We start from the raw sequence: 23,260 nt of genomic DNA, 5'->3' as shown, positions 1-23,260 counted from the left end.
GCATGGATCCGGCCCCCGGGTTTGTCCGCCGTTAATCCGGATACGGGCGGCGCGATCAGGCGGCGGCGGACAGTTCCGGGGGGACGCCCGCAATCAACGCATCGAAATAGTCCCGGGTCAGGCGGAGCTGCAACTCGGCGGTCTCGGCGCGGTTGACCACGGCGCGGAAGGCCGCGTTTTCCGGGTGATCCTTGGCGTACCAGCCCAGGTGCTTGCGCGCGATGCGCACGCCGGAGCGCTCGCCATAGAAGGCGTGCAGATCGTGCAGGTGCTCCAGCAGCACGTCGCGCACCTCGCCCAGGCCCGGCGACGGCAGCAGCTCGCCGGATGCCAGGTAGTGGGCGATCTCACGCAGGATCCACGGCCGGCCCTGCGCGGCGCGGCCAACGAGCACCGCGTCGCAGCCGGTGTAGTCCAGAACGTGCGCGGCCTTGAGCGGCGAGTCAATGTCGCCGTTGGCCATGACCGGGATCGACAGCGCCGCCTTGACCGCGGCAATGGTGTCGTACTCCGCCAGCCCCTTGTATTGCTGGTCGCGGGTGCGCCCGTGCACCGCCAGCGCGGCGATGCCGGCCGACTCGGCGATGCGGGCGATCTCCAGCGCGTTGCGGTGGTCGGCCGCCCAGCCGGTGCGGATCTTCAGCGTCACCGGCACGTCGACCGCGCTGACCACGGCCTCGAGGATCGCCGCCACCAGCGCCGGCTCGCGCATCAGCGCCGAGCCGGCCCACGCGTTGCAGACCTTCTTTGCCGGGCAGCCCATGTTGATGTCGATGATCTGCGCGCCCTGGTCGACGTTGTGGCGCGCCGCGTCGGCCAAGACCGCCGGCACGGTGCCGGCGATCTGCACGCTGATCGGCGCCGGCTCACCGGCGTGGTCCATGCGGTGCAGCGACTTGCTGGTCGTCCAGAAACGCGGATCCGAGGTGGTCATCTCCGACACGCACAGCCCCGCGCCCAGCCGCTTGCACAGCACCCGGAACGGCTTGTCGGTGACCCCGGCCATCGGTGCCAGGATCACTTTGGGGTCGATCGTGTAAGCGCCGATCTGCATGGCGCCATTCTACCGCTGCGCCGAAGGTCGGCCTTGCGCCGAAATCAGTCCGCCGGTGGCGACTGCCGGGGCATGGCCGCCGCTGCGCCGCGCCGTTCGGTGGCGCGGCCTGCGTACGACGTCGCGAAGGCGACATGGCGCGAAAACGCGCGCGCCGGAAACTGCGCCATCGACGCGACCAGTGCGCCGTTGAACGCATCGCCCGCGCCGGTGGTGTCGATCGCCTTTGCTGGCGAAGCGCCGACGCGGTAATGCGCGTCGTCGTCGCCGCGGCACTGATCCTGCGGGTGGGAGACGAAACAGCCCGCCGCGCCCAAGGTGATGACCACGCTGCCGGCGGGCAGCAGGGCGCGGCAATACCGGTGCAACTGCGCGTCGTCCAGCCCGGGGACCGTGTCGGCGCCGACCTCCAGACCCTGCTGGCGCTGCAGTTGCGCACAGAACTCGGACTCGTTAGGTGTGATCACGTCGCTCAACGCGAGCAACCCGGCGCTGAGCAGGGCATCCGCCGGCGCCGGGTTCAGCACCGTCACCGCGCCGGCATCTCGTGCGAGGCGGAATCCGGCTTCCACCGCCGCGGCGGGTGATTCCAGCTGTGCGATCACCACCGCCGCGCCCGCCAGCGCCGTTGACTGCTCCCCGATGAAGTCGACATCGAGAGAGGCGTTCGCGCCCGCGCCGATGACAATGGTATTGCGGCCGTGCGCGTCGACGTAGATGCCGGCCGTGCCCGTGGGCGCAACGCTGGCCTGCACGTGCAGCGCGATCCCGTCCGCATCGGCCAGTTCCCGTGCTACCTGGCCGCCCGCGTCGGATCCCAGCGAGCACACGAACGCGGTGGCGGCGCCGGCCCGCGCGCAGGCGGTGGCCTGGTTGAAGCCCTTGCCGCCCGGCCCGGTGTGGTACTCGCCGACCAGCGTCTGGCCGACCTGTGGCAACGCGGGCAGCGCCCACACGTGGTCGATGTTGAACGACCCGATCACCACCACCTGCGCGGGCACGGCCGTGTCCAACGCGGCGCCCTCAGACACCGAGACGGGCGGCAGCGCGTTCGGCCGCCGGGCCGCGGGTGTGTCTGTGCTTGAACAGCGGCACGAACAGCACTGCCAGGGTCAGCGAGTACAGGGCGAACGTCATCCAGATGCCGTGCCAGTTCTTGCTCTGGTCGGGATAGGTGAAGAAGTGCTCGATGATGTAGCCGCTGAGCACGCTGCCCAGCACGGCGCCGAAGCCGTTGGTCATCATCATGAAAAGGCCCTGCGCGCTGGCGCGGATCTTCGGATCGCTCTGGCTCTCCACGAACAGCGAGCCGGAAATGTTGAAGAAGTCGAAGGCCATGCCATAGACGATGCACGACAGCACGATCATCCACAGGCCCGGGCCCGGATCGCCGTAGGCGAACAGCCCGAAGCGCAGGAACCAGGCCAGCATGCTCATCGTCATCACCGCCTTGATCCCGAATCGCTTCAGGAAGAACGGGATGGTCAGGATGAACAGCGCCTCGGAGGCCTGCGAGATCGACATGATGATGGCCGGGTAGCGCACCGCCAGCAGGCCGGAAAAGCGCTCATCGTTGGCGAAGTCGTGCAGGAAGGTGTCGCCGTAGGCGTTGGTCAGCTGCAGCGCCGCGCCCAACAGCATCGCGAAGACGAAAAACACCGCCATGTTGCGGTCGCGGAACAGGCGGAACGAGGTCAGCCCCAGCACGTCGACCAGGCTGCGCTTCTCGCCCTTGCCCAGCTTGGGCGGGCACTTTGGCAGGGTGAAGGCGTACAGGCCCAGCACCAGTGACGCGCCCGCGGCGACGTAGAACTGCGCGGCCGATTGCTCCAGCTGCAGCAGGCTGACCGTCCACAGCGCGACGATGAAACCGATCGTGCCCCAGACCCGGATCGGCGGGTAGTCGTTGACCACGTCGCGGCCGTCGACGATCAGCGCGTTGTAGGCCACCGTGATCGCCAGGGCGATGGTGGGCATGTAGAACAGCATGCACAGCAGCATCACCCAGAACATCGTCTGCGGATTGTCCACCTGCGGCAGGTAGAACAGCACCGCCGCGCCGCACAGGTGGAGGATGCCGTACAGCCGCTCGGCGTTGATCCACTTGTCGGCGACGATGCCCATCAGCGAGGGCATGAACAGCGAGGCGATGCCCATGGTCGAGAAGATCGCGCCGAAGCCGGTGCCCGACCAGCCCTTGTTCTGGAACCAGTAGGCACCGATGGTCAGCAGCCACGAGCCCCAGATGAAGAATTGCAGAAAGTTCAGCAGGATCAGTCGGAGTTTCAGGCTCACCGGTTCGCTTCCTCTGGGTGCACGGCAGCAGCGCGCAGCAATCGGCCAGCGTAGTGGGATTCGACGGCGTAGTGAAGCGCCCGCTCACTCGTCGCGTGCGACCACCCGGTTGCGACCGCCGCGCTTAGCGTGTTTGAGCCGGCGATCGGCCCGACCCAGCAGCTGCGAGGTGTCGTGGCCATCGTGGGGGCTGGCCGCGACGCCGACGCTGACCGTGATGCGGATCGGCTCCGCCCGGGGCGTGCCGGGATGGAACGGGTGCGCGGCCGCGCGCCGCCGCAGTACCTCCATGCGTTCCCAGGCCGCGCCGACCGGCAGTGGCATCACCAGCACCAGTTCCTCCCCGCCCAGTCGTACCAGCCACTCGCTCTCGTTGAGCGCATCCTGCAGGACCGCCGCGAGGTGGCACAGCACGCGATCGCCCACGCGATGACCGACCTCGGTATTGATGGCCTTGAAGTGGTCCAGGTCGATCAATGCCAGGCTCAGGCTCCGGCCCTGTTCGTGCGCGGCCTCCAGCAGCCATGGCATCCGGTGCAGCAGCCACGTCCGGTTGGGCAGGCCGGTCAGGCCATCGATGCCCGACATCTGCACCAGCCGTTGCATGCGGTAGACGATGGTGGCCGTCAGCGCGGTGGTGAGGGCGAGCAGGATCAGGCGCTGGATCTGGCTGCCCGGCGTCACCGCGCCATACTCGGGCGAGAGCAGCTGATCGGCCGAGGCGGTGAGGAACACCATCGCGATGAGCATGCCGTACTGCACCAGTGCCAGTGCGCCGGCAAAGACCGTGATGCGTCCGTCGCTGCGCAACGCGGTCATCAGGATCGCCAGTACGTAGCAGCACCACACGACCATCGAGTTGAGCGCCGCCGGCAGGTACTGCGCGCCCAGCAGTGCCAGCACGACGGTGGTGGCGGTCACGTCGAAGGCCGCAGTGGCGAACGGCAGCCATCGGTAATGGCGCGGACGGCGGGCCAGCCGCAACCACAGGAGCGCGAAGATGTTGACGAAAGCGGCGCCGCCAAAGCCGATCACGCTTTCTCCCGGCAGGCCGCCGGTCAGCGCATTGGTCAGCGGCAGCAGGAACAGGCAGGCCGCCAGCGCCACCCGCAGGCGCGCCGCCAGCAGTTCGCCCGAGGCGCCGGCCGCGAGCATGATCTCGTCGGGCCGCGACAGTACGGTCCTGAACGTGCCGCCGATGTTGCGGTTCTGATTCATCCCTGTGTCCCGCGCCTGTAGCGGCGAGGATAGCGCGCGCCGGCGGCATGCGGCTCAGCCCACGCCGCGCAGCGCCACCCACAGCCCGATCAGCAGGAATACCGCCGCGGCGGCCCGACGCGCGGCGACCAGCGGCAAGCGGTTCGCAAACCGGCTGCCCAGGAGGACCACCGGAACATTCGCCAGCAGCATTCCGAGCGTGGTGCCGACCACCACTTCCCACAGCGGCACGTATCTGGCGGCCAGCAGCACCGTGGCGATCTGGGTCTTGTCACCGATCTCGGCGATGAAGAACGCCACCGTGCTGGCCATGAACGCGCTGCGCGTGGCAATCGGGGTGTCCTCGTCCAGGGTGTCGGGCTTCAGGGTCCACAGCGCCACCAGGATGAAGCTGGCGGCAACCACCCAGCGCAGCACGTCCGGCTGCAGCCAGTGGGCCACCGCGCTGCCGGCCCAGGCGGCCACGGCATGGTTGAGCACTGTCGCCACGGCGATGCCGGCGATGATCGGCCACGGCCGGCGGAATCGCGCGGCCAGCAGCAGGGCCAGCAGTTGGGTCTTGTCGCCGATCTCCGCCAACGCAACGGTGGCGGTGGAAATCAGTGCGGTCGAAAACGGAAGCGCATCAATCATGGATTCTGCAAGGGGCCGGGCGGCGAGGCGAAAGCAGGCCGCGCGGCCCGGCCCCGATGGCCGGTGGCCAGCATGGGTTGTTCGCGCAAACCTGCCTTCGGTCTCGCTCAGCCTGCGCGACTGGGCGCGGGCCGCATGCACCATGGCCGGCGGGCCAAGTATGTTGATGCGTGCTTCTGCGCAGTGCGCAGACGAGCTACTCCCCGGAGGAACAGCGCCGGCAGTCTAGCCCGGCGCCGGCAAGACGGCCAGCTCGCCGTGTTTTCGAGGGCCGGCGCTTACACTGCAGGCGTCCGCCGCCGCGCCATCCAGCAAGGAGCCACCATGCAATACCGTCGCCTCGGTTCATCCGGCCTGCAGTTGTCGGCCCTGTCCTTCGGCGCCTGGGTGACCTTCGGTGGTCAGGTGGGACGAACGACCGCGCGCGAGCTGATCGCGGCCGCCTGGGACAACGGCATCAATTTCTTCGACAACGCCGAGGGCTACGGCCACGGCGCGGCCGAATCGCTGATGGGCGATGTGATCGCCGACCTGCGTCTGCCGCGCGACGGCTATTGCGTGTCGAGCAAGGTGTTCTTCGGCGCGACCGAAGAGCCGCGGCCGACCCAGCGCGGCCTCTCGCGAAAGCACGTGACCGACGCCTGCCACGCCGCCCTGCGCCGGCTGCGGGTCGACTATCTGGACCTGTACTACTGCCACCGCCCCGACCCCGATACGCCGGTGGAGGAAACCGTGTGGGCGATGGACGCGCTGGTGCGCCAGGGCAAGGTCCTCTACTGGGGCACCTCGGAATGGTCGGTCGGCCAGATCCGCGAAGCGCACAAGGTGGCGCGGCAGAACCATCTGGTCGCGCCGACGATGGAGCAGCCGCAGTACAACCTGCTGCACCGCGAGCGCGTCGAACTCGAGTACGCGCCGCTGTACGCCGAATACGGCATGGGTGCGACGGTGTGGTCGCCGCTGGCCTCGGGCCTGCTGACTGGCAAGTACAACGACGGCATCCCCGAGCACAGCCGCCTGGCCGACCCGTCCATCGGCTGGCTGCGCGGGATGGTCATCGGCGATCCGGAGCAGCGGCGGCTCGAGCGCGCGCGCGAGTTCACGGCGCTGGCCGGCGAGTTCGGCGTCGCGCCGGCGCCGCTGGCGATCGCCTGGTGCCTGCGCAACCCGCATGTCTCCAGCGTCATCCTGGGCGCCACGCGCGTGGATCAGTTGCTGCAGAACCTGCAGGCACTGGACATCCTGGAGACGCTGGAGGAGGCGTGCTGGCACAAGATCCGCGTGGTCGCCAGCTGACGGCACGTCTTCGGCGGGCGGCCGCGTCCGCCGCGGATCGCGAGCCGCGCCGCTGGCCGGGCGCGTGCCTATACTCGCGTTCTCACTGAAGGGGATGCAGGGATGAATCTGGGAACGAGCTTGGCGGTGGTGTTGCTGGTGGTGTGCGTGGTGGTCGTGTTCAAGGCCGTGCGCATGGTTCCCCAGGGCTACGAATGGACCGTGGAGGCGTTCGGCAAATACACCCACACGCTCTCGCCGGGCCTGCATTTCCTGGTGCCGATCTACCAGAGCATCGGGCGCAAGATCAACATGATGGAGCAGGTGCTCGACGTGCCCAGCCAGGACGTGATCACCAAGGACAACGCGGTGGTCAAGGTCGACGGCGTGGTCTATTTCCAGGTCCTGGACGCCGCCAAGGCCGCCTACGAGGTCGCCCAGCTGGAGATCGCCACGCTCAACCTGGTGATGACCAACATCCGCACCTCGATCGGTTCGATGGACCTGGACGAGTCGCTGTCGCGGCGCGACGAGATCAACGCCAAGGTGCTGGTGGCCGTGGACCAGGCGACCCACCCGTGGGGGCTGAAGGTCAACCGCATCGAGCTCAAGGACATCGCACCGCCGCGCGACCTGGTCGATGCGATGGCACGGCAGATGAAGGCCGAGCGCGAGAAGCGCGCCAACATCCTGGAGGCCGAGGGCTTCCGCCAGGCCGAGATCCTCAAGGCGGAGGGCCAGAAGCAGGGCGCGATCCTGCACGCCGAGGGCGAGAAGGAGGCCGCCTTCCGCGAAGCCGAAGCGCGCGAGCGGCTGGCCGAGGCGGAGGCGAAGGCCACCGAGATGGTGTCCAACGCGATCGCCAACGGCAACGTGCAGGCGATCAACTACTTCATCGCCCAGAAGTACATCGAGGCGTTCAAGGCGCTGGCCGAGGCGCCCAACCAGAAGTTCGTGCTGATGCCGATGGAATCCGCCGGCGTGATCGGCTCGCTGGCCGGCATCGCCGAGCTGGCCAAGGACGCGCTGGGCGCGCAACCCGGCGCGGCGTCCGCAGCGCCGCGGATCGGGCGCTGAGCCATGCACTGGGATTGGCAGGCGGTCACATGGGCGGTGGTCGCACTGGTGCTGATCGCCGCCGAAACCCTGATACCGGGCGCGTTCCTGCTCTGGCTCGGCGTCGCCGCCGCGGCGGTGTTCGTGCTGCTGCTGCTGTTCGACCTGTCGCTGCTGTCGCAGGCGGTGGCGTTCGTCGTGCTCAGCGTGATCTCCATCCAGATCTATCGCACCCGCTTCCGCGGTCGCGGCCGCCAGAGTGACCGGCCCAGCCTCAACCGCCGCGCCGATGCGCTGGTCGGCCATGTGGCCACCCTGCACACGGACATCGTGCAGGGGCGCGGCCGGGTCCAGATCGCCGATGCGTACTGGGACGTGACCGGGCCGGAGCTTCCCGCCGGCACGAGGGTGCGCGTGGTCGGCAGCGAAGGCATGACCCTGCGGGTGCAATCGGCGGAGTAGGCGCGGCGTTTCGAACGTCGCCGCCGCCACCGTACGCCGGTGCCACGTCGCCGCCGTCCGGTCTGGGATAATGGCCGGATCATTCCTGCCAGGATCGACCATGACCTCCACCACGGCCCCACGGCACACTGTCCTCAACGCCCATCATCGCGCGCTCGGCGCCAAGATGGTCGACTTCGGCGGCTGGGACATGCCGATTCACTACGGCTCGCAGATCGACGAGCACCACCTGGTGCGCCAGTCCGCCGGGATGTTCGACGTCAGCCACATGACTGTTATAGACCTGCGCGGCCCGCGCACCCGCGAGCTGCTGCGGCTGCTGATGGCCAACTCGATCGACAAGCTGAAGAAGCCGGGCAAGGCGCTCTACAGCTGCATGCTCAACGAGCGCGGTGGCGTGATCGACGACCTGATCATCTACTTCATCGCCGAGGACTTCTTCCGCCTGGTGTCCAACGCGTCCACCCGCGACAAGGACCTGGCCTGGATCGAACGCCACGCCAAGGCTTTCGATGTCAGCGTCGACGAGCGCGCCGACTTCGGCCTGATCGCGGTGCAGGGACCGCAGGCGCGCGACAGGGTCATCGAACTGCTGGATCCCGCCGAGCGCGAGCGCATCGGCAAGCTGCCCAAGTTCTCCTTCACCCAGACCCGCGGCAACGATGGCACCGACATCTTCATCGCGCGGACCGGTTACACCGGCGAGGACGGCTTCGAGCTGGTGCTGCCCGAGTCGGCCACGGTGTCCATATGGCAGGCGTTGCTGGATGCCGGCGTCAAACCGGCGGGCCTGGGCGCGCGCGACACCCTGCGCCTGGAGGCGGGGATGAATCTCTACGGGCAGGACATGGACGAGGACGTCACGCCCTACCAGGCCGCGCTCGGCTGGACGGTGAGCCTGGACGAAGGCCGTGATTTCATCGGCCGCGACGTGCTCGAGCGCCAACACCGCGACGGTGCCGGGTGGCAGATGATCGCGCTGGTGATGGACGATCGCGGCGTGCTCCGGCACGGCCAGAAAGTGCTCACCGATCTGGGCGACGGCGAGATCCTTTCCGGTACTTTTTCGCCCACGCTCGGCAAGGGCATCGCCTTCGCCCGGGTGCCGGCCGGCGAGATCGCCCTGGGTCGAGCCGGCAACGTGCGCGTCGACATCCGCGGCAAGGAAGTGCCGCTGCGCGTGGTCAAGTTCCCCTTCGTCCGCGATGGCCAGGCGCAGCCCGGCGTGCTTGACTGACCACGCACCCAGGCCGCGCGCTCGCCGCCGGCCGGCTTGGTTACACTAGCGACCCTTCCATCCACCAGCGGTAAGCGGAGCAATGCCATGAGTGAGATCCCCGGCGACCTGAAGTTTCTGAAATCACACGAATGGGTGCGCGTCGAAGACGACGGCACGGTGACCATCGGTATTTCCGACCACGCCCAGGGCATGCTCGGCGACCTGGTCTATGTCGAACTGCCCGCGGTGGGCGATCGCGTCGAGGTCGGCAACGCCTGCGCGGTGGTGGAGTCGGTGAAGGCCGCATCGGACATCTATGCGCCGGTCACCGGCACCGTCGAGGCGGTCAACGACGCCCTCGAGGACAAGCCGGAGACGATCAACGAGGATGCCTTCGGCGAAGGCTGGATGTTCACGATCAAGATCGAGGATCCAGACCAGCTCAACGACCTGCTCGATCCCGACGCGTACGCGGCGATGGTGGAAGACGACGACGCCTGAGTTTCGCGACATGGCCTGATCGCACCTGCGCCGGAAACGGCGCGGGTGTTCTTTTGTCCACATCACGGTGCGCAAGCGGCGCGCGAAGTGCCCTTGTACCGCGCAATTGGTTTGGTGCAGCGCGAAACCGGCATCGCCTTCGCGTCATTTCGGTTGCCTGCGCACTGGTCAATAATTCACCAGCGAATACGCGTTGGTGAAAACTTCACCACTTGATCCGCGACGGCCACGCAGTGCCGTCAGCCTTGTACCGCGCGGTCTGCAGCGCTGCATGCAGCACTCTGCCTGGACTTTGCACGACGCGACGCGCGGTAAGCCGTCGATGCGTAGATTGCACGTTCCTCCGTCGTGTCGATGAATCAACGCGCGCGCGCCCTGAACTTTGTTGACACCGACAAACCGCGTGACTAGGTTGCGCGAAGGACACACTTGCGCGGATAAGAGTGAGCAAATTCACGACGGCCAGTCGTATTGCCAAACCGACCAACGCACCGATCGACGGCGCGGCGGTCCGGTCTCCGTCGTCGCTGACGCGCGCGGCGGCGTACAAGCTCCGGAAAACGTATCGCGCCGAACCCGGTTCTTCCCTTGCGGAGAATCGGGTTTTTGTTTTTCCGGGTACGGCGTGTCGGCGTCGGAAAGCCGCGCAGACGGCGTTGCCTGGAACCGGGTTGTATCCACGATAGACCACTGACGAGGAACCATCGCATGGCCATGAGAAAAGCTGCAACCAAGTCGCCCACCCCGAGAAAGACGGCCAGCAGGTCTGCCGCGAAATCATCGGCCACCAACTCCGGCAGCAACGGCGCTGCCACCGATGGCATGGATGCCGGCTCGACCACTACCGACGGGGCGGCAGGCGCCGGCAAGCCGGCAACGCGCAAGACGCCAGCCGGAAAGACCGCCACGGCAAAGGCGCCGGCCAGGAAGGCAGCCAGCAAGTCGGCCGCCGCCGGCACCACGACGAAAAAGGCGACGGTGAAAAAAGCCGCCAGCAGCAAGACCGCCGCAAAAAAAGCGACGGCGAAAACGGCCGGTGTGAAAAAGCCGGTGGCGAAAAAAGCCGCGGCCAAGAAGGCGACGGTAAAGAGCGCCAGCGCCAAGAAAGCGACGGCGAAAAAGGCGACAGCAAAAAAGGCACCCGCGAAGAAGGCAACCGCAAAGGCGTCGACCGCAGCGAAAGCGACCAAGAGCGCAGCCGCCAAGAAGGCAACCGTGAAGAAGGCCGCGGCGAAGAAGGCGCCGGCAAAGAAAGTGGCAGCCGGGAAGACCGCCGCCAAGAAGACGGCAAGCAAGAAGACGGCGAGCAAGTCGACCACGGGCAAGTCGAGCGCGGCGAAAAAGACATCGGGTAGCGCCGCTGCAGCGAAGACCGGCGCGAAGAAAACCACAGCCGGTAAAGCCGCGGCAAAGAAGCCCGCGTCCAGCAAGGCCACGGCAAAGAAGGCCACGGCAAAGAAGGCTCCTGCGAAGAAGGCAGCCTCCGGCAAGACCGCGGGCAAGCAGGCTCCGGCAAGCAAGGTCGCCGCGAAGAAGTCCCCATCTTCGGCCGCCTCGAAGACCCCGGCAAAGACCGCGGCAAAGACCGCGGCAAAGTCCGCGGGGAACTCCGCTGCAGCCAAGAAGGCGGCCAGCAAGCCGGCCAGCAAGTCCGCCAGCAAGAAGAAGCCGGTCATGCCGCCCACCGCGACGCCCGAAACCCCCAAGGCCCTGCTCTAGGGAGCGGCCTCGCGCCAAGCAGGCGGTGATAAAAAAGCCCTCTACCGACGCGTGCGGTAGAGGGCTTTTTCCATCAGGTCCGCGCCAGCGCGGCGGGCGTCAGATCGTTACGTCGCGGAAGAGCGCGCCCCGGTTACTGCGGGGCGGCGGTCGAGCGGGTCGCGGTCGAGCCGGGCGCGTCGCTGTTCTCCTGCGGCCGGGCGGCGTAGCGGATGCTGGGATCGATCTTCGGATCCAGCCACGCGGTCAGCGAGGACGGGATGTTCAAGGCCCGGTCGAGCATCGTCGGCAGCAGGCCGGTCGGCAGCGTGCTCTCGCCGTTCCACAGCATCACGATGCCCAGGTCGGTGTCGGGGACCAGCGCGATCATGCCGCGGTAACCCTGGACGGCGCCGGCGTGGTAGACCACCCGATGGCCGCCGTACTCGTAGACGCGCCAACCCAGCGCATAGCCGGCGGAATCCAGGCGCGCGCGGCGCCAGGCCGAAGAACGCGTCTGGTCCGGGGTGTCGACCAGCGGCGCATGCAGTGTCGCCAGCAGTGGCGCGGGCAGGACGTCGGGGCGATGACCGGTGTGGGCCAGCAGCCACTGCGCCATGTCGTTGGCGCTGGCGTTGACGCCGGCGGCGGGCGCGACTTCGTAATAGGTCGACTTGGGCATCACCGACACCCAGCCGCCCTTGCCGCGCACGTGCGGCTTGGCCCAGCGCGCGCTCGACTCGATCCCTTCCAGGCCCAGGCTGGCGTCGTTCATGCCCAGCGGCTTGAGCAGTCGGCGGCTGACTTCCTGGCTGTAGAAGTCGCCGGTGGTCGCAAACACGATGTCGCCGATCAGGCTGAAGGCAACGTTCTGGTAGGCGTAGCAGGTGCCTGGCGCGCACTTCATCGGCGCCGCCGCCAGCTTGCGGCTGAGTTCGCGGTAGGGCACGTAGCCCTCCAGGTCGCGGTCGTAGGCGTTGTTGGTCAGGCCGACGCGGTGGCTGAGGATGTCGGCCACGGTGATCTGCTGGGCGGCACCGGGCTGGCTCATGCGGAACTCGGGCACGTAGTCGGTCAGGTGGCTGTCCCAGCGCAGGTTGCCGTTGTTGACCAGCAGCCCCGCCATCGTGCCGGCAAAGCCCTTGGACAAGGAGGCCAGGCGGAACACGGTGTGCGCATCGACCGGTTGCGCGTCGCTCACGTCGGTGATGCCGTAGCCGCGGGCGCTGAGCACCTGGCCGTTGTGCACGATCGCCATCGCCATGCCCGGCACGCGCTGGTCGGCGACCATCTGCTGGGCGATCGCTTCAAAGGTGGCCACGTCGAATCCCGCCGGCAGTGCGGGGCCCTTGGGCTTGGCCGGCGGCGGTGCCTGCAGCGCCTGCTCTGCACGCAGGTCGGGCACCACCTGGGTGGCAATGAAGGTGTCCATCGCCGAGCTGGTGGCCGGCAGCGGCGAACCGCTTTGCGCATCCGCGCCCAACAGCGGCGTCTGCGCCGTGGAGGCCAACGCCACCGTCAGCAGGAAGGTCAGGGCGGCTGCGCGCCGGGCGAGTCGGGTTCGCCGGTTCGATTCGTCTTTCATCGGTCGCATCGCCTGCGTATGCTGGGTTCACCCGATCATAACGCCGTTTTCCAGAGGTTTGCGAGCAATGACGTTCAGCTTCCTGATTCTATTGGGATTAATTCTCCTGTTCAGCTTCTGGGCGGTGGGGATCTACAACGGTCTGATCGGCGCCCGCAATGCCTACAGGAACGCGTTCGCACAGATCGACGTGCAGCTCCAGCGGCGCTTTGAGCTGATACCCAATCTGGTGGAGATCGCCAAGCGCTACATGTCGCATGAGCGCGAAACGCTCGAAGCGGTGATGACCGCGCGCTCGGCGGCGATGTCCGGTGCGGCCGCAGCCAAGAGCGTGCCGGGTGATCCTGCGGCGATGGCCCGGCTTGGCAGCAGCGAAGGTGTACTCGGCGGCGCGCTGGGTCGTCTGATGATGGTGGCCGAGGCCTACCCCGAACTGCAGGCCAACCAGACCATGCGCGAGTTGACCGAAGAGCTGCGCAGCACGGAGAACCGGGTAGCGTTCTCCCGTCAGGCATACAACGACGGGGTGACCGCTTACAACAACCGCCGCGAAGTGTTCCCGGCGAGCCTGATCGCGGGCAACTGCGGCTTCAGGCCGGCCGGGCTGCTCGCCATTCCGATCGACGAGACCGAGATGCGGCAGAGCCCGAAAGTCGCGTTCTGACCGGCGTCAAGCCGTCGTCGATGGGTTGATCGGATGAACTTCTTCGAACACCAGGCGGCTGCCCGGCGCAGTTCCGCGCGGCTGCTGGCATTGTTTTCACTCGCCGTCGTGTCGGTGGTGCTGGCGGTGGACCTGGTTGCGTGGTCGGTGGCCGGCAGCAACGTGACGGTTCTGGCCTGGTGCACCGTGTTGACTCTGTTGGTGATCGGGATGGGTTCGCTGTACCGCCTTGCGAGCCTGGGTCGGGGCGGCGAGTCGATCGCGATGGAGATGGGTGGCGAGCCGGCGCCGGAAGACAGCACCGATCCGGATCTGCGCCGCTTCCGCAATGTGGTCGAGGAAATGGCGATCGCTTCCGGTGTGCCGATGCCGCGGCTGTATGTGCTGGAGCACGATGCCGGGATCAACGCCTTCGCCGCCGGTTACTCGCCGTCCGATGCGGTGGTCGCGGTGACGCGTGGCGCCTTGGAGCGGCTGAACCGTGACGAGCTGCAGGCGGTGGTGGCGCATGAGTTCAGCCATATCCTCAATGGCGACATGCGCCTCAACCTGCGTCTGGTGGGCGTGCTGTTCGGGATCTCGATGATCGCCCTGATCGGGCACAAGGTCCTGCATTTCGGCTTGTACGGTTCGCGCGACGGCGGGCGCGGTCCCACCGCAGCGATCTTCATGATGGCCGGCGCAGTGGTGGCCCTCGTGGTCGGTTGGATCGGCCTGTTCTTCGCGCGCATGATCCGTGCTGGCATCAGCCGCAGCCGCGAGCGGCTGGCCGATGCAAGCGCGGTCCAGTTCACGCGCCAGACGACGGGCCTGGCAGGGGCTTTGAAAAAGATCGCCGGGTTGCCCGACGGCTCGCATCTGTTCGCCGTCGCGGACGCGGAGGAAATCAGCCACATGCTGTTTGGCGAGGGCCTGCGTTTTGGCAGCCTGTTTGGTCCGCTGCTGGCCACGCACCCGCCTGTGCTGGAACGGATCAAGGCATTGGATCCTTCATTTTCCAACGCCCGACTGGACACCCTGGCCCGGCGCTGGATGGACCATCCGCCGCATGGGCTGGAGGAGGACGTGCAACTGGGATTGCATGACAGCAGCCCGCTTCCGGCCAGCGGCGCCGCCTATCGCGTCGACGAACAGCGGGTGTCGGGCCACGTAGGCCAGCCCGACGCGACCGACTACCGCCTTGCGGGCGGCATCGTGGCCGCGATTCCCGAAGAGCTGCGGGTGTTCGCCGCCGACCGCGAAAAGGTCATGCCGTTGATCCTCGGCCTGTTGCTGGACGACCAGAAGCCGATTGCCGACAAACAGCTTTTCGGGGTCGGCGCGCGGCTGGGTCGTGCGGTCGCCGCCGACCTGGCGACGATGGCAGAGCCATTGCGGGGCCTGCACCCGGCGTTGCGGATGCCGCTGGCCGCGCTGGCGTTTCCGGTACTGCGCCGGCGGCCCCGGCCGGAGCTGGAGCTGTTCCTGGATGCTGCCAATGCGATGGTGCTCGCCGATGGCAGCGTGTCGCTGTTTGAATATTGCCTGGGTCGTTTGTTGACAGTGCAGCTGCGCGAGTCGCTGGATCCGTCGCGCTACGCCCGGACCGGCCGACGCAGTCCGCCGAAGGTCAAGCAGGAAATCGCGATCATGCTCGCGGTGGTGGCCTCGTCCGGTCATCCAGACGCCGCGGTGGCGCGGCGGGCCTACATCGCCGGCATGCAGCGGATACTGCCGCAGGCGACCCTGCCGTACGTGGTCCCACCACAAGGAGTGCTGGCGCTGGAGGATGTGTGGGTTCCGCTGGATTCCCTGGACCCGCTGGCCAAGCGCCTGCTGGTTGAGGCGATCACACTGGCGATCGGTCACGACGGCCGCGTGACGGTCGCCGAATCCGAACTGCTGCGCACCGTCTGCGGCGTGCTGCACTGCCCGTTGCCGCCGATGCTGGCGCAGGCGTGAGCGGTTCCAGCGGGCTGGGCCGGATCCGCCGATTGCGCGCCGCGCTGGCGGACTCGCCGCCGCTGTGGTGGTCGCTGCTGTATTTCTTCAGCCTGTTGTGCGGCTACTACGTGGTGCGCCCGGTACGCGATGCGATGGGCGCCTCCGGCGATCCCAGCACGGTGTTTCCGCAGTGGCTGCTGGACCTGGCCGACGGCGCGGGCTTCGCCCTGGGCGAGTACACCCTGCAACTGCTGTTCACCGGCACGTTCGTCACGATGGTGGTGCTGCAGCCGGTGTACGGCGCGCTGGTCGCGCGCTTTCCGCGGCGCGTGTTCCTGCCGGTCGTGTACCTGTTCTTCATCGCCTGCCTGGTGTTTTTCTTCGGCCTGTTCCATACCGGCGTCGCCGGCCGTGGCGGGGCGTTCTTCATCTGGACGGCGGTGTTCAACCTGTTCGCGGTGACCGTGTTCTGGAGCTTCATGGCCGACGTGTTCGACAACCAGCAGGCCAAGCTGGTGTACGGCTACATCGGCGCGGGCGGCACGATCGGTGCGCTGGTCGGGCCCGGCATCACCCGCCTGCTGGTCGAGGTGATCGGCGTGGCCAACCTGCTGCTGGTGTCCGCCGGGTTCCTCGCCATCTGCCTGCTGTGCATCCTCAAGCTGCGGCCGTGGGCGCGGCGGCGCGAGGAGCAGCACGGCGAGACCGGCGGCGAGCAGGCGATGGGTGGCTCGATGCTGGCCGGGCTGAAACTGGTGTGGCAGCGGCCGCTGCTGCGCGCGCTCGCGATCACCATGTTCTTTGGCGTCGGCGTCGGCACGCTGCTCTACAACGAGCAGGCGGCGATCGTGAAGCAGTTCTATCCCGGCGCGGAGGCGGGCACCTGGTACTACGCGACGGTCGACTGGGCGGTCAACGGGGTGACCCTGCTGGTGCAGGTGTTCGTGACGCGCTCGCTGCTGCAGCGCTTCGGCGTGGCGCCGGCGCTGCTGGGCCCGGCCATTGCGATCCTGCTGGGCTACTGCCTGCTGGCGGCCTCGCCGTTGCCGCTGATGGTGGCGATCGTGCAGGTGGTGACCCGCTCCGGTGAGTTCTCCCTGGCCAAGCCCGCACGCGAGACGCTGTATACCCGGGTCGACCGCGAGTCGCGCTACAAGGCCAAGGCGGTGATCGACACGGTGGTCTACCGCGGCGGTGACCTGACCTTCGTCTGGCTGCACAAGGCGATCGCGGTGCTGGGCTCGAGCATGGTGTTTGCCGCCGGCATCTTCGTCGCGCTGGGCATGAGCCTGGGCGCATGGGGGATCGTTCGCGCGCAGCGCGACCTGCCCGACGAGCGAGCGCACGAAAAGCGCTGACGTCGGCATCGATCGTCGGTGCGCCGTTTAAGCGCGGTATCCAACCTGGCGCGGGCTTCGGGGCATACTCACGGGCCCGTGTTAAGCATGTTCAACGATGAGCGTCGTACTGGGAATGGCCCTGGCGGTCATTCCGTTCACCACCTTGCCTGCTGCCTCCGCGGTGTCCGGTGATCCCACGCTGGTCCAGTTGGGAAGCGATCCGGCGCAACTGCGGCAGTTCTGCTACTCCACCCGCTGCGGCGACGAGGAGTGGCGGCGCGGCTCGGCATTGGCACCAAGCCTGACCTTCCACGACAAGCGCAAGGCACGGCCGGCACTGCCGGGCAGCCAGCGCTGGATCAGTCTGTGGGCACCGGCCCGGCCGCGCGATCACACCGCCAGCTACTCCAACAACTGGCGCGTGGGCACGCGCTACCACGTGGATGCCTTGCGTGACGGTCCGACCCGCCTGGGCCTGCAGCTGGGGGCGGGCTACCGGCTGGCGCCGCTGAACGATGACGGCATCGACCACCGCGGCGCGGTGCTGCGCGGGGCGGTGGATTTTGGCCACCGCATCAACGACCGCGCCAACTGGTCGCAGCGGATCCAGTTCGAGGCCGGCCAGGACGGCAGCACCTTCGTCAAGCAGTCCTTCGGGCTGGACGTGTCGCTGTGGCCGGAGTGGACGCTGGAAAGCGATTTCCAGATCCGCCACCGGGAAACCGGGCAGAGCGGATCGGAGTCGGCCGAGTCGACGCTCAAGCTGCGTCGGCGGTTCTGATGTCTTCGGTCAGGCCGCCCGGCCGCCACCGCCAACGCGAGTGCGGACGGCGGCACGAACAGCTGGCGTCGCGTGCGAGCGTCAGTCGCGCGGCGGCAGGAACTCGCCCGCACCCTGCCTGAGCAGCCCTTCCGCCACGTCTCGACCGACTGCCGCAGGGTCATCGGCGCGGCCGGTGCTGAACGCGCGCACCGAGCGGCCGTCCTCGGCGCAACTGACCATCCCGTGCAGCGACAACGCATCACCGTCCAGCGCGGCGTAGCCGGCGACCGGCACATGGCAACTGCCGTGCAAGGCGCGGTTCATCGCCCGCTCGGCCTCCACGCAGGTGCGGGTCGGGCCGTGGTCGAGCGCGGCGAACAGGTCGGCGATGGCCGGATCGTCGTCCCGGCACTCGATCGCGATGGCGCCCTGGGCGGGTGCCGGCAGCCAGTCGGGAACCAGCAGCCGGGCGCGGATCCGATCGCCCAGACCGAGCCGATGCAGACCCGCGCAGGCGAGCACGATGGCGTCGTAGTCGCCGGCATCCAGCTTGGCCAGGCGGGTGTTGACGTTGCCGCGCAGGTCGCGCAACTGCAGGTCCGGGCGTAGCGCGCGAAGCTGGGCCTGTCGGCGCAGGGACGAGGTGCCGACCACCGCGCCCTGGGGCAGGCTGCCGATATCCTCGAAGCGGTTACTGATGAAGGCATCGGCGTAGTCGGCGCGCTCCAGGATGGCGGGCAGGGCGAAACCGGGCTCCAGGTCCATCGGCACGTCCTTGAGCGAGTGCACCGCGCAGTCGGCCTCGCCGCGCAGCATCGCGACTTCGAGCTCTTTCAGGAACAGGCCCTTGCCGCCGATCGCCGCCAGCGGCCGGTCCAGCACCTCGTCGCCGCGGGTGCTCATCGGTACCAGTTCGACCAGCAGGCCGGGATGGGCGGCGCGCAGGGCGGTGGCGACGTGTTCGCTCTGCCACAGGGCGAGCGGGCTTTTACGGGTGGCGATGCGCAGTGTGGTCATGCGGGCATTATCGCCGGTTACAGCTGGAGCAGCGTTTCGCGCACGGCCGGCACGCAGCGTCGGCTGACTTCCAGCGCCTGCTCGACCGCGCGCAGGACCACCGTGACCTGGCCCTCGGGGCTGCGCCGCAACTCCACGATGCGGTCGCGCGCGACCAGGCAGTTGCGATGGATGCGCACGAAGCGCTCGCCGAATTCCTCCTCCAGCGAGCGCAGCGATTCCTCGATCAGGTCCTCGCCGCCGGCATGGTGGACGACGACGTACTTCTCGTCGGCGAACAGGTAGCGCACCTCGTCCAGCGGAATCAGCCGCAGGCCGCCGCGCAGCCGCGCGCACAGGTGGCTGCGCTGCGCCGTGTCCACGGTGAGTGACGGGGTGACATCGTCAAACGCGGTCCCGCTGCGGGCCGCGCCGGCGCGGAAGGTACGCACGCGGTCCAGCGCCGCGGTCAGCCGCTCCGCACGCACCGGCTTGACCAGGTAGTCGATGGCTTCCGCCTCGAAGGCGGACAGCGCGTGGGCGTCGTAGGCGGTGCAGAACACCACCGCCGGGCGCGCTTCCAAGGTGGCCATGTGGCGCGCGGTTTCCAGCCCGTCCATCCCCGGCATGGCGATGTCGAGCAGGAGCAGGTCGGGTGCGTGCTCGGCGCACGCCTTCAGCGCCTGATGCCCGTCGCCGGCCTCGGCAACCAGCTCGATCCCCGGCATGTCGCTGAGCAGGCTGCGCAGGCGCGTGCGCGCCAGCGGCTCATCGTCGGCTATGACCACCTTCATCGCTTCTCCCCAACGCGGCCGTGCAGCCGCCGCCCCTTCACGCCACGGCGAAACGCGCCGTCATCCACTCACCCAGCGCCTGGATCTGTTCGGCGCACACCTGGTGCGCCATTGGATAGGCATGCCAATCGACATTGAAACCCAATTTGCGCATCGCCTCCGCGCTGCGCTCGCCGGCCTGGAAGGGCACCACCGGATCGTGCGTCCCGTGCGCCATGAACAGGGGCTGCGCGCCCGCGCCCGGCTGCAGCAGTTCGGCGGCGCGGTTGGCCATCGGCAGATAGGTCGACAGCGCGACCAGCCCGGCCAGTGGTTCGCGCCGGCGCAGCCCGGTGGCCAGCACGATCGCGCCGCCCTGCGAAAACCCGGCCAGCAGGATATGCCCGACCGGCACCCCGCGCTGCACTTCACGTGCAATCAGCGCCTCGACCTGGGCGACGGATTCCTCCACCCCGACCTCGTCGGCGCGGTTGGCCAGGTCGAAATCGCGGATGTCGTACCAGGCCCGCATCCGCGCGCCGTTGTTGACCGTCACCGCGCGCACCGGCGCATGCGGGAACACGAAGCGCAGCGCCGGCCAGTCGCGGCCCACCAGCTCCGGGACGATCGGGGCGAAGTCGTTGCCGTCCGCGCCCAGGCCGTGCAGCCAGATGACCGACCATTCCGGCGCCGGGCCGGTTTCGTGCTCGACGGTCTCGAGCAGTGCAGCGTTGATTTCCATCCCGCCATTGTCCCCGCTTGCGTCGCCGTCGGCCAGTTGGCTCTGTGCCGGTGCCGGAGCGAACGGCGGTGTGAGGTCAGAACGGGAAATAGAGCGGAATCAGCAGCACCGCCGTGACCCAGAAGATCACGGTCAGCGGCAGGCCGATGCGCATGAAGTCGGAGAATTTGTAGCCGCCGGCTGCATGGACCATGGCGTTGGTCTGGTAACCCACCGGGGTGGCGAACGCGGTCGAGGCGGCAAAGGCGACCGCAACCAGGAATGGCTTGGCGTCCACGCCCAGCGACTCGGCGGTGGCAATGGCGATGGGCACGATCAGCACCGCGGCGGCGTTGTTGCTCATCATCTCCGTCAGCACCGAGGTCATCAGGTAGATCACCGCCAGCGAGACCACCGGGCCCATATGGCCGACCAGGCCGATCGCGTTCTGGGCCAGCCAGTCCGCGCCGCCGGAGCGCTCCAGCGCGATCCCCAGCGGCAGCACGCCGGCCAGCAGCATCACCACCCGCCAGTCCACCGCGGCGTAGGCCTCGTCGGGCTCCAGGCAGCGCAACACGATCAGCGCCACGCAGCCCAGGATCGCCGAGGCCACGATCGGCAGCAGGCCCAGTCCGGCCGCGCCGATCACCGCGAACATGACCAGGAATGAGGTCCACGCGCGCTGCTTGTCCACCCGCGGCTGCGCGCGCTCGCCCAGGACGACGAAGTTGGCATCGTCGCGCAGGGTCGACAGCGCGGCCTCGGTGCTGTCCACCAGCAGGATGTCGCCCACCGCCAGCGGCGCATGGTCGATGTGCTGCCAGAACGGCGCGCGCTGCTGGCGCTGCATGCCGCGCACGCGGGCCCGGTAGATGTGGCCGAAGCGCAGGCTGGCCAGGGTGTGGCCGACCAGGTGCGAGCCCGGCGCGATCATCACCTTGGCGTGCAGCCGGACCGCCTCCACGTCGCCTTCCAGGTCGCGCGCGACGTGGTCGAATTCCAGCTTGAGCTGCTTGCGCAGGCGCTGGATCAGGCTCCATTCGCCGCGCAGCAGGAGCCGGTCGCCGGCCTCGATGGTCGCGTTGCGGCGCGGCCGGATCGCGCCGTCGCGGACCAGCTTGAGGGTCATTTTGGCCGCCATGTCCTCCGGCAACGCCTTCATCGCCTCCGTGCCGATGACCGGTGAGCCTTCCGGCACCCGCAGTTCGACCAGGAAGATGCCGTCCAGGCCGCCGTCATCGACCTCCGGCACGCCCAGGTCGGGCAGCAGGAAGTTGCCAAACAGCATCAGGTAGGTGATGCCGATGCCGACGAAGATGATTCCCAGCGGCGCGAACTCGAACAGGCCGAAGCCTTCGCGGCCCGATTGCACCGCCAGCGAGTTCACCAGCAGGTTGGTCGAGGTGCCCACCAGCGTGCACACGCCGCCGAACTGGGCGGCATAGGACAGCGGGATCAGCAGCTTGGAGGGCGCGCGGCGCTGGGAGATGGCAGCGGCGATCACCAGTGGCAGGAACACCGCGACCGCCGCGGTGTTGTTGACGAACGCGGAGATGAAGGCGATCACCACCATCATCACCAGCGCGAACAGCCAGCTCCAGCGGATCCGCGCCAGCGCCTCGCCCAGGCCTTCCAGAGCACCGCTGCGCTGCAGCCCCGCGCTGAGCACGAACATGGCCGCGACAGTGATCGTCGCCTCGCTGCTGAAACCCGACAGCGCCTCCGTTGGCGTCACCAGTCCCAGCACCAGCAGGGAAGCCAGCACCAGCAGCGCGACCACGTCGGTGGCCAGCTTCTCGCTGACGAACAGGTAAACCGCGCCGGCCAGGACGGCCAGCGTCAGCCACAGGTCGATCTGCATCAGCGGCGGGCTCGCGCGGTGCAGGGCTCGGGCATGGTTCGCATGGCGGGGGCCGGCGCTGTCTTGGGGCGGGGACTGTCATGCATGGGGCGCATTGTGCCCGCAGGGGCGGGGCTGGGCGAGTTGCGCCGTCATGCGTTGTTGGCGTAGGAAGTCCCGGAACCGTCTAAAGTGCGCACCATGGAACGCATCGAACGCATCCACGCCCTGCACCGCATCCTCACAGGCGCGCGCTATCCGGTCACGGTGCCGCGCCTGCAGGAAGAACTCGAGTGTTCGCGCGCCACCGTCTATCGCGACCTGGCCTATCTGCGCGACCAGCTGATGGCGCCGGTGATCGGCAACGGCGAGGCCGGCTTCCGCTACGACCCGGAGGACAGCCACCGCTTCGAGCTGCCCGGCCTGTGGCTGAGCTCGGACGAGCTGCATTCGTTGCTGGCTGCGCAGCAACTGATGCTGCGCAGCGGCGGTGGCGTGCTGGCCAATGCGCTGGCGCCGCTGCAGCAGCGCATCGAGAAACTGCTCGACGACCACGCCGGCGGACGGCGGGTGCCGGTGGAGAGGGTCAGGGTGGTCGCCCATCGCACCCGCCGGCTGGAGGAGACCGCGTTCCGCCACGTCGCCACCGCGGTGCTGGACCGGCGCCAGCTGGTGTTCGACTACCGCGCCCGCTCGACCGACCAGCTGACCCGGCGCACGGTGTCGCCGCAGCGGCTGACCCATTACCGCGACAACTGGTACCTGGATGCGTTCGACCACGACCGCGACGCGCTGCGCAGCTTCGCCGTGGACCGGATCAGCGCCGCCCGCCAGCTGGAAGAGGTTGCCAGCGACGTGCCCAACGAGGAGCTCGACCGCCAGCTGGCCTCCAGCTACGGCATCTTCTCGGGCACGCCCAAGGGCTGGGCGACGATCGTCTTCAGTGCCAAGGCGGCGCGCTGGGTGGCCGATGAGCACTGGCACTCGCAGCAGGAAGGCCGCTTCCTGCCGGACGGGCGCTACGAGCTGAAAATCCCCTTCAGTTCCGGCCGCGAGTTGCTGATGGACGTTTTGCACTACGGCAGCGATGCGGAGATCACCGCGCCGCCGTCCCTGCGCGAGCAGGCGCGGGCGCTGCTGAGCCTGGCGATCAGCAACTACGACCGCGATCCGGTCTGAGCCGCCGGCTCGCGGGCTGACGACGGCGTTGGCCCGTCAGCTGCCCGGTCGCAGCCCCTGAGATG

General features: G+C 68.2%; 21 protein-coding genes and 1 riboswitch. Of the genes, 10 read left to right on the top strand and 11 right to left on the bottom strand.

Annotated features, from left to right (window positions below; genetic code table 11):
* Positions 1 to 55: 55 nt before the first annotated feature.
* The 5 genes from dusB to INQ40_RS12005 form a co-directional block, all read right to left on the bottom strand.
* Complete coding sequence (dusB, locus tag INQ40_RS12025; protein WP_194340614.1) at positions 56 to 1,054, bottom strand: tRNA dihydrouridine synthase DusB; 999 nt, start codon at positions 1,052 to 1,054, stop codon at positions 56 to 58.
* Between the two features lie 44 nt (positions 1,055 to 1,098).
* Entirely contained in the window at positions 1,099 to 2,055 is a 957-nt protein-coding gene (locus INQ40_RS12020; protein ID WP_194342561.1) for a ribokinase, read from the bottom strand.
* A 22-nt stretch (positions 2,056 to 2,077) separates the two neighbouring features.
* A complete protein-coding gene (locus INQ40_RS12015) occupies positions 2,078 to 3,349 on the bottom strand; it encodes a nucleoside permease (protein ID WP_194340613.1) in 1,272 nt (423 codons plus the stop codon).
* 84 nt (positions 3,350 to 3,433) lie between these two features.
* Complete coding sequence (locus INQ40_RS12010) at positions 3,434 to 4,567, bottom strand: GGDEF domain-containing protein (RefSeq protein ID WP_194340612.1); 1,134 nt, start codon at positions 4,565 to 4,567, stop codon at positions 3,434 to 3,436.
* Between the two features lie 54 nt (positions 4,568 to 4,621).
* Positions 4,622 to 5,200: a TMEM165/GDT1 family protein gene (locus INQ40_RS12005; protein WP_194340611.1), complete on the bottom strand. Its 579-nt coding sequence runs from the start codon at positions 5,198 to 5,200 to the stop codon at positions 4,622 to 4,624.
* A 109-nt stretch (positions 5,201 to 5,309) separates the two neighbouring features.
* Positions 5,310 to 5,410, bottom strand: a riboswitch (yybP-ykoY riboswitch).
* A gap of 114 nt (positions 5,411 to 5,524) precedes the next feature.
* On the opposite strand from INQ40_RS12005, the gene INQ40_RS12000 reads away from it, so the two are divergent.
* The 5 genes from INQ40_RS12000 (at position 5,525) to gcvH (ending at position 9,713) form a co-directional block, all read left to right on the top strand.
* A complete protein-coding gene (locus tag INQ40_RS12000; protein ID WP_194340610.1) occupies positions 5,525 to 6,496 on the top strand; it encodes an aldo/keto reductase in 972 nt (323 codons plus the stop codon).
* Between the two features lie 102 nt (positions 6,497 to 6,598).
* Positions 6,599 to 7,552: an SPFH domain-containing protein gene (locus INQ40_RS11995; protein WP_194340609.1), complete on the top strand. Its 954-nt coding sequence runs from the start codon at positions 6,599 to 6,601 to the stop codon at positions 7,550 to 7,552.
* A 3-nt stretch (positions 7,553 to 7,555) separates the two neighbouring features.
* Positions 7,556 to 7,993, top strand: a complete 438-nt coding sequence (locus tag INQ40_RS11990) for an NfeD family protein (protein WP_194340608.1) — start codon at positions 7,556 to 7,558, stop codon at positions 7,991 to 7,993.
* Positions 7,994 to 8,093: 100 nt separating this feature from the next.
* Positions 8,094 to 9,230: a glycine cleavage system aminomethyltransferase GcvT gene (gene gcvT, locus INQ40_RS11985; protein WP_194340607.1), complete on the top strand. Its 1,137-nt coding sequence runs from the start codon at positions 8,094 to 8,096 to the stop codon at positions 9,228 to 9,230.
* A gap of 87 nt (positions 9,231 to 9,317) precedes the next feature.
* On the top strand, positions 9,318 to 9,713 hold the full coding sequence (gcvH, locus tag INQ40_RS11980) for a glycine cleavage system protein GcvH (RefSeq protein WP_193984858.1): 396 nt from the start codon (positions 9,318 to 9,320) through the stop codon (positions 9,711 to 9,713).
* Positions 9,714 to 10,120: 407 nt separating this feature from the next.
* On the opposite strand, the gene INQ40_RS13185 is transcribed toward gcvH, so the two are convergent.
* Positions 10,121 to 11,389, bottom strand: coding sequence for a hypothetical protein (locus tag INQ40_RS13185; RefSeq protein WP_255524259.1), 1,269 nt, complete (start codon positions 11,387 to 11,389; stop codon positions 10,121 to 10,123).
* Between the two features lie 176 nt (positions 11,390 to 11,565).
* Positions 11,566 to 12,843 (bottom strand): serine hydrolase domain-containing protein, encoded by a 1,278-nt coding sequence (locus INQ40_RS11970; protein ID WP_228482213.1) that lies wholly within the window; start codon positions 12,841 to 12,843, stop codon positions 11,566 to 11,568.
* 220 nt (positions 12,844 to 13,063) lie between these two features.
* Here INQ40_RS11970 and INQ40_RS11965 point away from each other — a divergent pair, with 220 nt between their 5' ends.
* From INQ40_RS11965 to INQ40_RS11950, 4 genes are all read left to right on the top strand, one after another.
* Positions 13,064 to 13,660 carry a LemA family protein gene (locus INQ40_RS11965; RefSeq protein WP_194340604.1) on the top strand — a complete coding sequence of 199 codons (597 nt, stop codon included), beginning with the start codon at positions 13,064 to 13,066 and terminating at the stop codon, positions 13,658 to 13,660.
* 33 nt (positions 13,661 to 13,693) lie between these two features.
* On the top strand, positions 13,694 to 15,601 hold the full coding sequence (locus INQ40_RS11960) for a M48 family metallopeptidase (protein WP_194340603.1): 1,908 nt from the start codon (positions 13,694 to 13,696) through the stop codon (positions 15,599 to 15,601).
* Complete coding sequence (locus tag INQ40_RS11955; protein ID WP_228482024.1) at positions 15,598 to 16,941, top strand: MFS transporter; 1,344 nt, start codon at positions 15,598 to 15,600, stop codon at positions 16,939 to 16,941. Before INQ40_RS11960 ends, INQ40_RS11955 begins: the two co-directional genes overlap by 4 nt.
* Positions 16,942 to 17,038: 97 nt before the next feature.
* The gene (locus tag INQ40_RS11950) at positions 17,039 to 17,704 is read left to right on the top strand and encodes a DUF481 domain-containing protein (protein WP_194340602.1); all 666 of its coding nucleotides are present in this window, start codon (positions 17,039 to 17,041) and stop codon (positions 17,702 to 17,704) included.
* A gap of 81 nt (positions 17,705 to 17,785) precedes the next feature.
* Here INQ40_RS11950 and hemC read toward each other — a convergent pair whose 3' ends face one another.
* The 4 genes from hemC to INQ40_RS11930 all read right to left on the bottom strand — a co-directional run bounded on the left by hemC (position 17,786) and on the right by INQ40_RS11930 (position 22,037).
* Positions 17,786 to 18,703 (bottom strand): hydroxymethylbilane synthase, encoded by a 918-nt coding sequence (gene hemC / locus INQ40_RS11945; protein WP_194340601.1) that lies wholly within the window; start codon positions 18,701 to 18,703, stop codon positions 17,786 to 17,788.
* 17 nt (positions 18,704 to 18,720) lie between these two features.
* Positions 18,721 to 19,476, bottom strand: coding sequence for a LytTR family DNA-binding domain-containing protein (locus INQ40_RS11940; RefSeq protein ID WP_194340600.1), 756 nt, complete (start codon positions 19,474 to 19,476; stop codon positions 18,721 to 18,723).
* A 37-nt stretch (positions 19,477 to 19,513) separates the two neighbouring features.
* Positions 19,514 to 20,197, bottom strand: coding sequence for an alpha/beta hydrolase (locus tag INQ40_RS11935; RefSeq protein WP_194340599.1), 684 nt, complete (start codon positions 20,195 to 20,197; stop codon positions 19,514 to 19,516).
* Between the two features lie 76 nt (positions 20,198 to 20,273).
* Complete coding sequence (locus tag INQ40_RS11930) at positions 20,274 to 22,037, bottom strand: SLC13 family permease (RefSeq protein ID WP_194340598.1); 1,764 nt, start codon at positions 22,035 to 22,037, stop codon at positions 20,274 to 20,276.
* A gap of 180 nt (positions 22,038 to 22,217) precedes the next feature.
* On the opposite strand from INQ40_RS11930, the gene INQ40_RS11925 reads away from it, so the two are divergent.
* Positions 22,218 to 23,195: a YafY family protein gene (locus tag INQ40_RS11925; RefSeq protein ID WP_194340597.1), complete on the top strand. Its 978-nt coding sequence runs from the start codon at positions 22,218 to 22,220 to the stop codon at positions 23,193 to 23,195.
* The last annotated feature ends 65 nt before the right edge of the window (positions 23,196 to 23,260 follow it).

The organism is Lysobacter sp. H21R4 (assembly GCF_015277535.1).
GTDB classification, from domain to species: Bacteria; Pseudomonadota; Gammaproteobacteria; order Xanthomonadales; family Xanthomonadaceae; genus Novilysobacter; species Novilysobacter ciconiae.
This window is presented reverse-complemented; position numbering and strand designations above follow the sequence as displayed.

Bases quoted from the DNA above. Each gene is read 5' to 3' on its own strand.
- dusB (WP_194340614.1), bottom strand. From the start codon at position 1,054: ATGCAGATCGGCGCTTACACGATCGACCCCAAAGTGATCCTGGCACCG.
- INQ40_RS12010 (WP_194340612.1), bottom strand. From the start codon at position 4,567: ATGAATCAGAACCGCAACATCGGCGGCACGTTCAGGACCGTACTGTCG.
- INQ40_RS12005 (WP_194340611.1), bottom strand. From the start codon at position 5,200: ATGATTGATGCGCTTCCGTTTTCGACCGCACTGATTTCCACCGCCACC.
- INQ40_RS12000 (WP_194340610.1), top strand. From the start codon at position 5,525: ATGCAATACCGTCGCCTCGGTTCATCCGGCCTGCAGTTGTCGGCCCTG.
- INQ40_RS11995 (WP_194340609.1), top strand. From the start codon at position 6,599: ATGAATCTGGGAACGAGCTTGGCGGTGGTGTTGCTGGTGGTGTGCGTG.
- INQ40_RS11990 (WP_194340608.1), top strand. From the start codon at position 7,556: ATGCACTGGGATTGGCAGGCGGTCACATGGGCGGTGGTCGCACTGGTG.
- gcvT (WP_194340607.1), top strand. From the start codon at position 8,094: ATGACCTCCACCACGGCCCCACGGCACACTGTCCTCAACGCCCATCAT.
- gcvH (WP_193984858.1), top strand. From the start codon at position 9,318: ATGAGTGAGATCCCCGGCGACCTGAAGTTTCTGAAATCACACGAATGG.
- INQ40_RS13185 (WP_255524259.1), bottom strand. From the start codon at position 11,389: ATGACCGGCTTCTTCTTGCTGGCGGACTTGCTGGCCGGCTTGCTGGCC.
- INQ40_RS11970 (WP_228482213.1), bottom strand. From the start codon at position 12,843: ATGGACACCTTCATTGCCACCCAGGTGGTGCCCGACCTGCGTGCAGAG.
- INQ40_RS11965 (WP_194340604.1), top strand. From the start codon at position 13,064: ATGACGTTCAGCTTCCTGATTCTATTGGGATTAATTCTCCTGTTCAGC.
- INQ40_RS11960 (WP_194340603.1), top strand. From the start codon at position 13,694: ATGAACTTCTTCGAACACCAGGCGGCTGCCCGGCGCAGTTCCGCGCGG.
- INQ40_RS11950 (WP_194340602.1), top strand. From the start codon at position 17,039: ATGAGCGTCGTACTGGGAATGGCCCTGGCGGTCATTCCGTTCACCACC.
- hemC (WP_194340601.1), bottom strand. From the start codon at position 18,703: ATGACCACACTGCGCATCGCCACCCGTAAAAGCCCGCTCGCCCTGTGG.
- INQ40_RS11940 (WP_194340600.1), bottom strand. From the start codon at position 19,476: ATGAAGGTGGTCATAGCCGACGATGAGCCGCTGGCGCGCACGCGCCTG.
- INQ40_RS11935 (WP_194340599.1), bottom strand. From the start codon at position 20,197: ATGGAAATCAACGCTGCACTGCTCGAGACCGTCGAGCACGAAACCGGC.
- INQ40_RS11930 (WP_194340598.1), bottom strand. From the start codon at position 22,037: ATGCAGATCGACCTGTGGCTGACGCTGGCCGTCCTGGCCGGCGCGGTT.
- INQ40_RS11925 (WP_194340597.1), top strand. From the start codon at position 22,218: ATGGAACGCATCGAACGCATCCACGCCCTGCACCGCATCCTCACAGGC.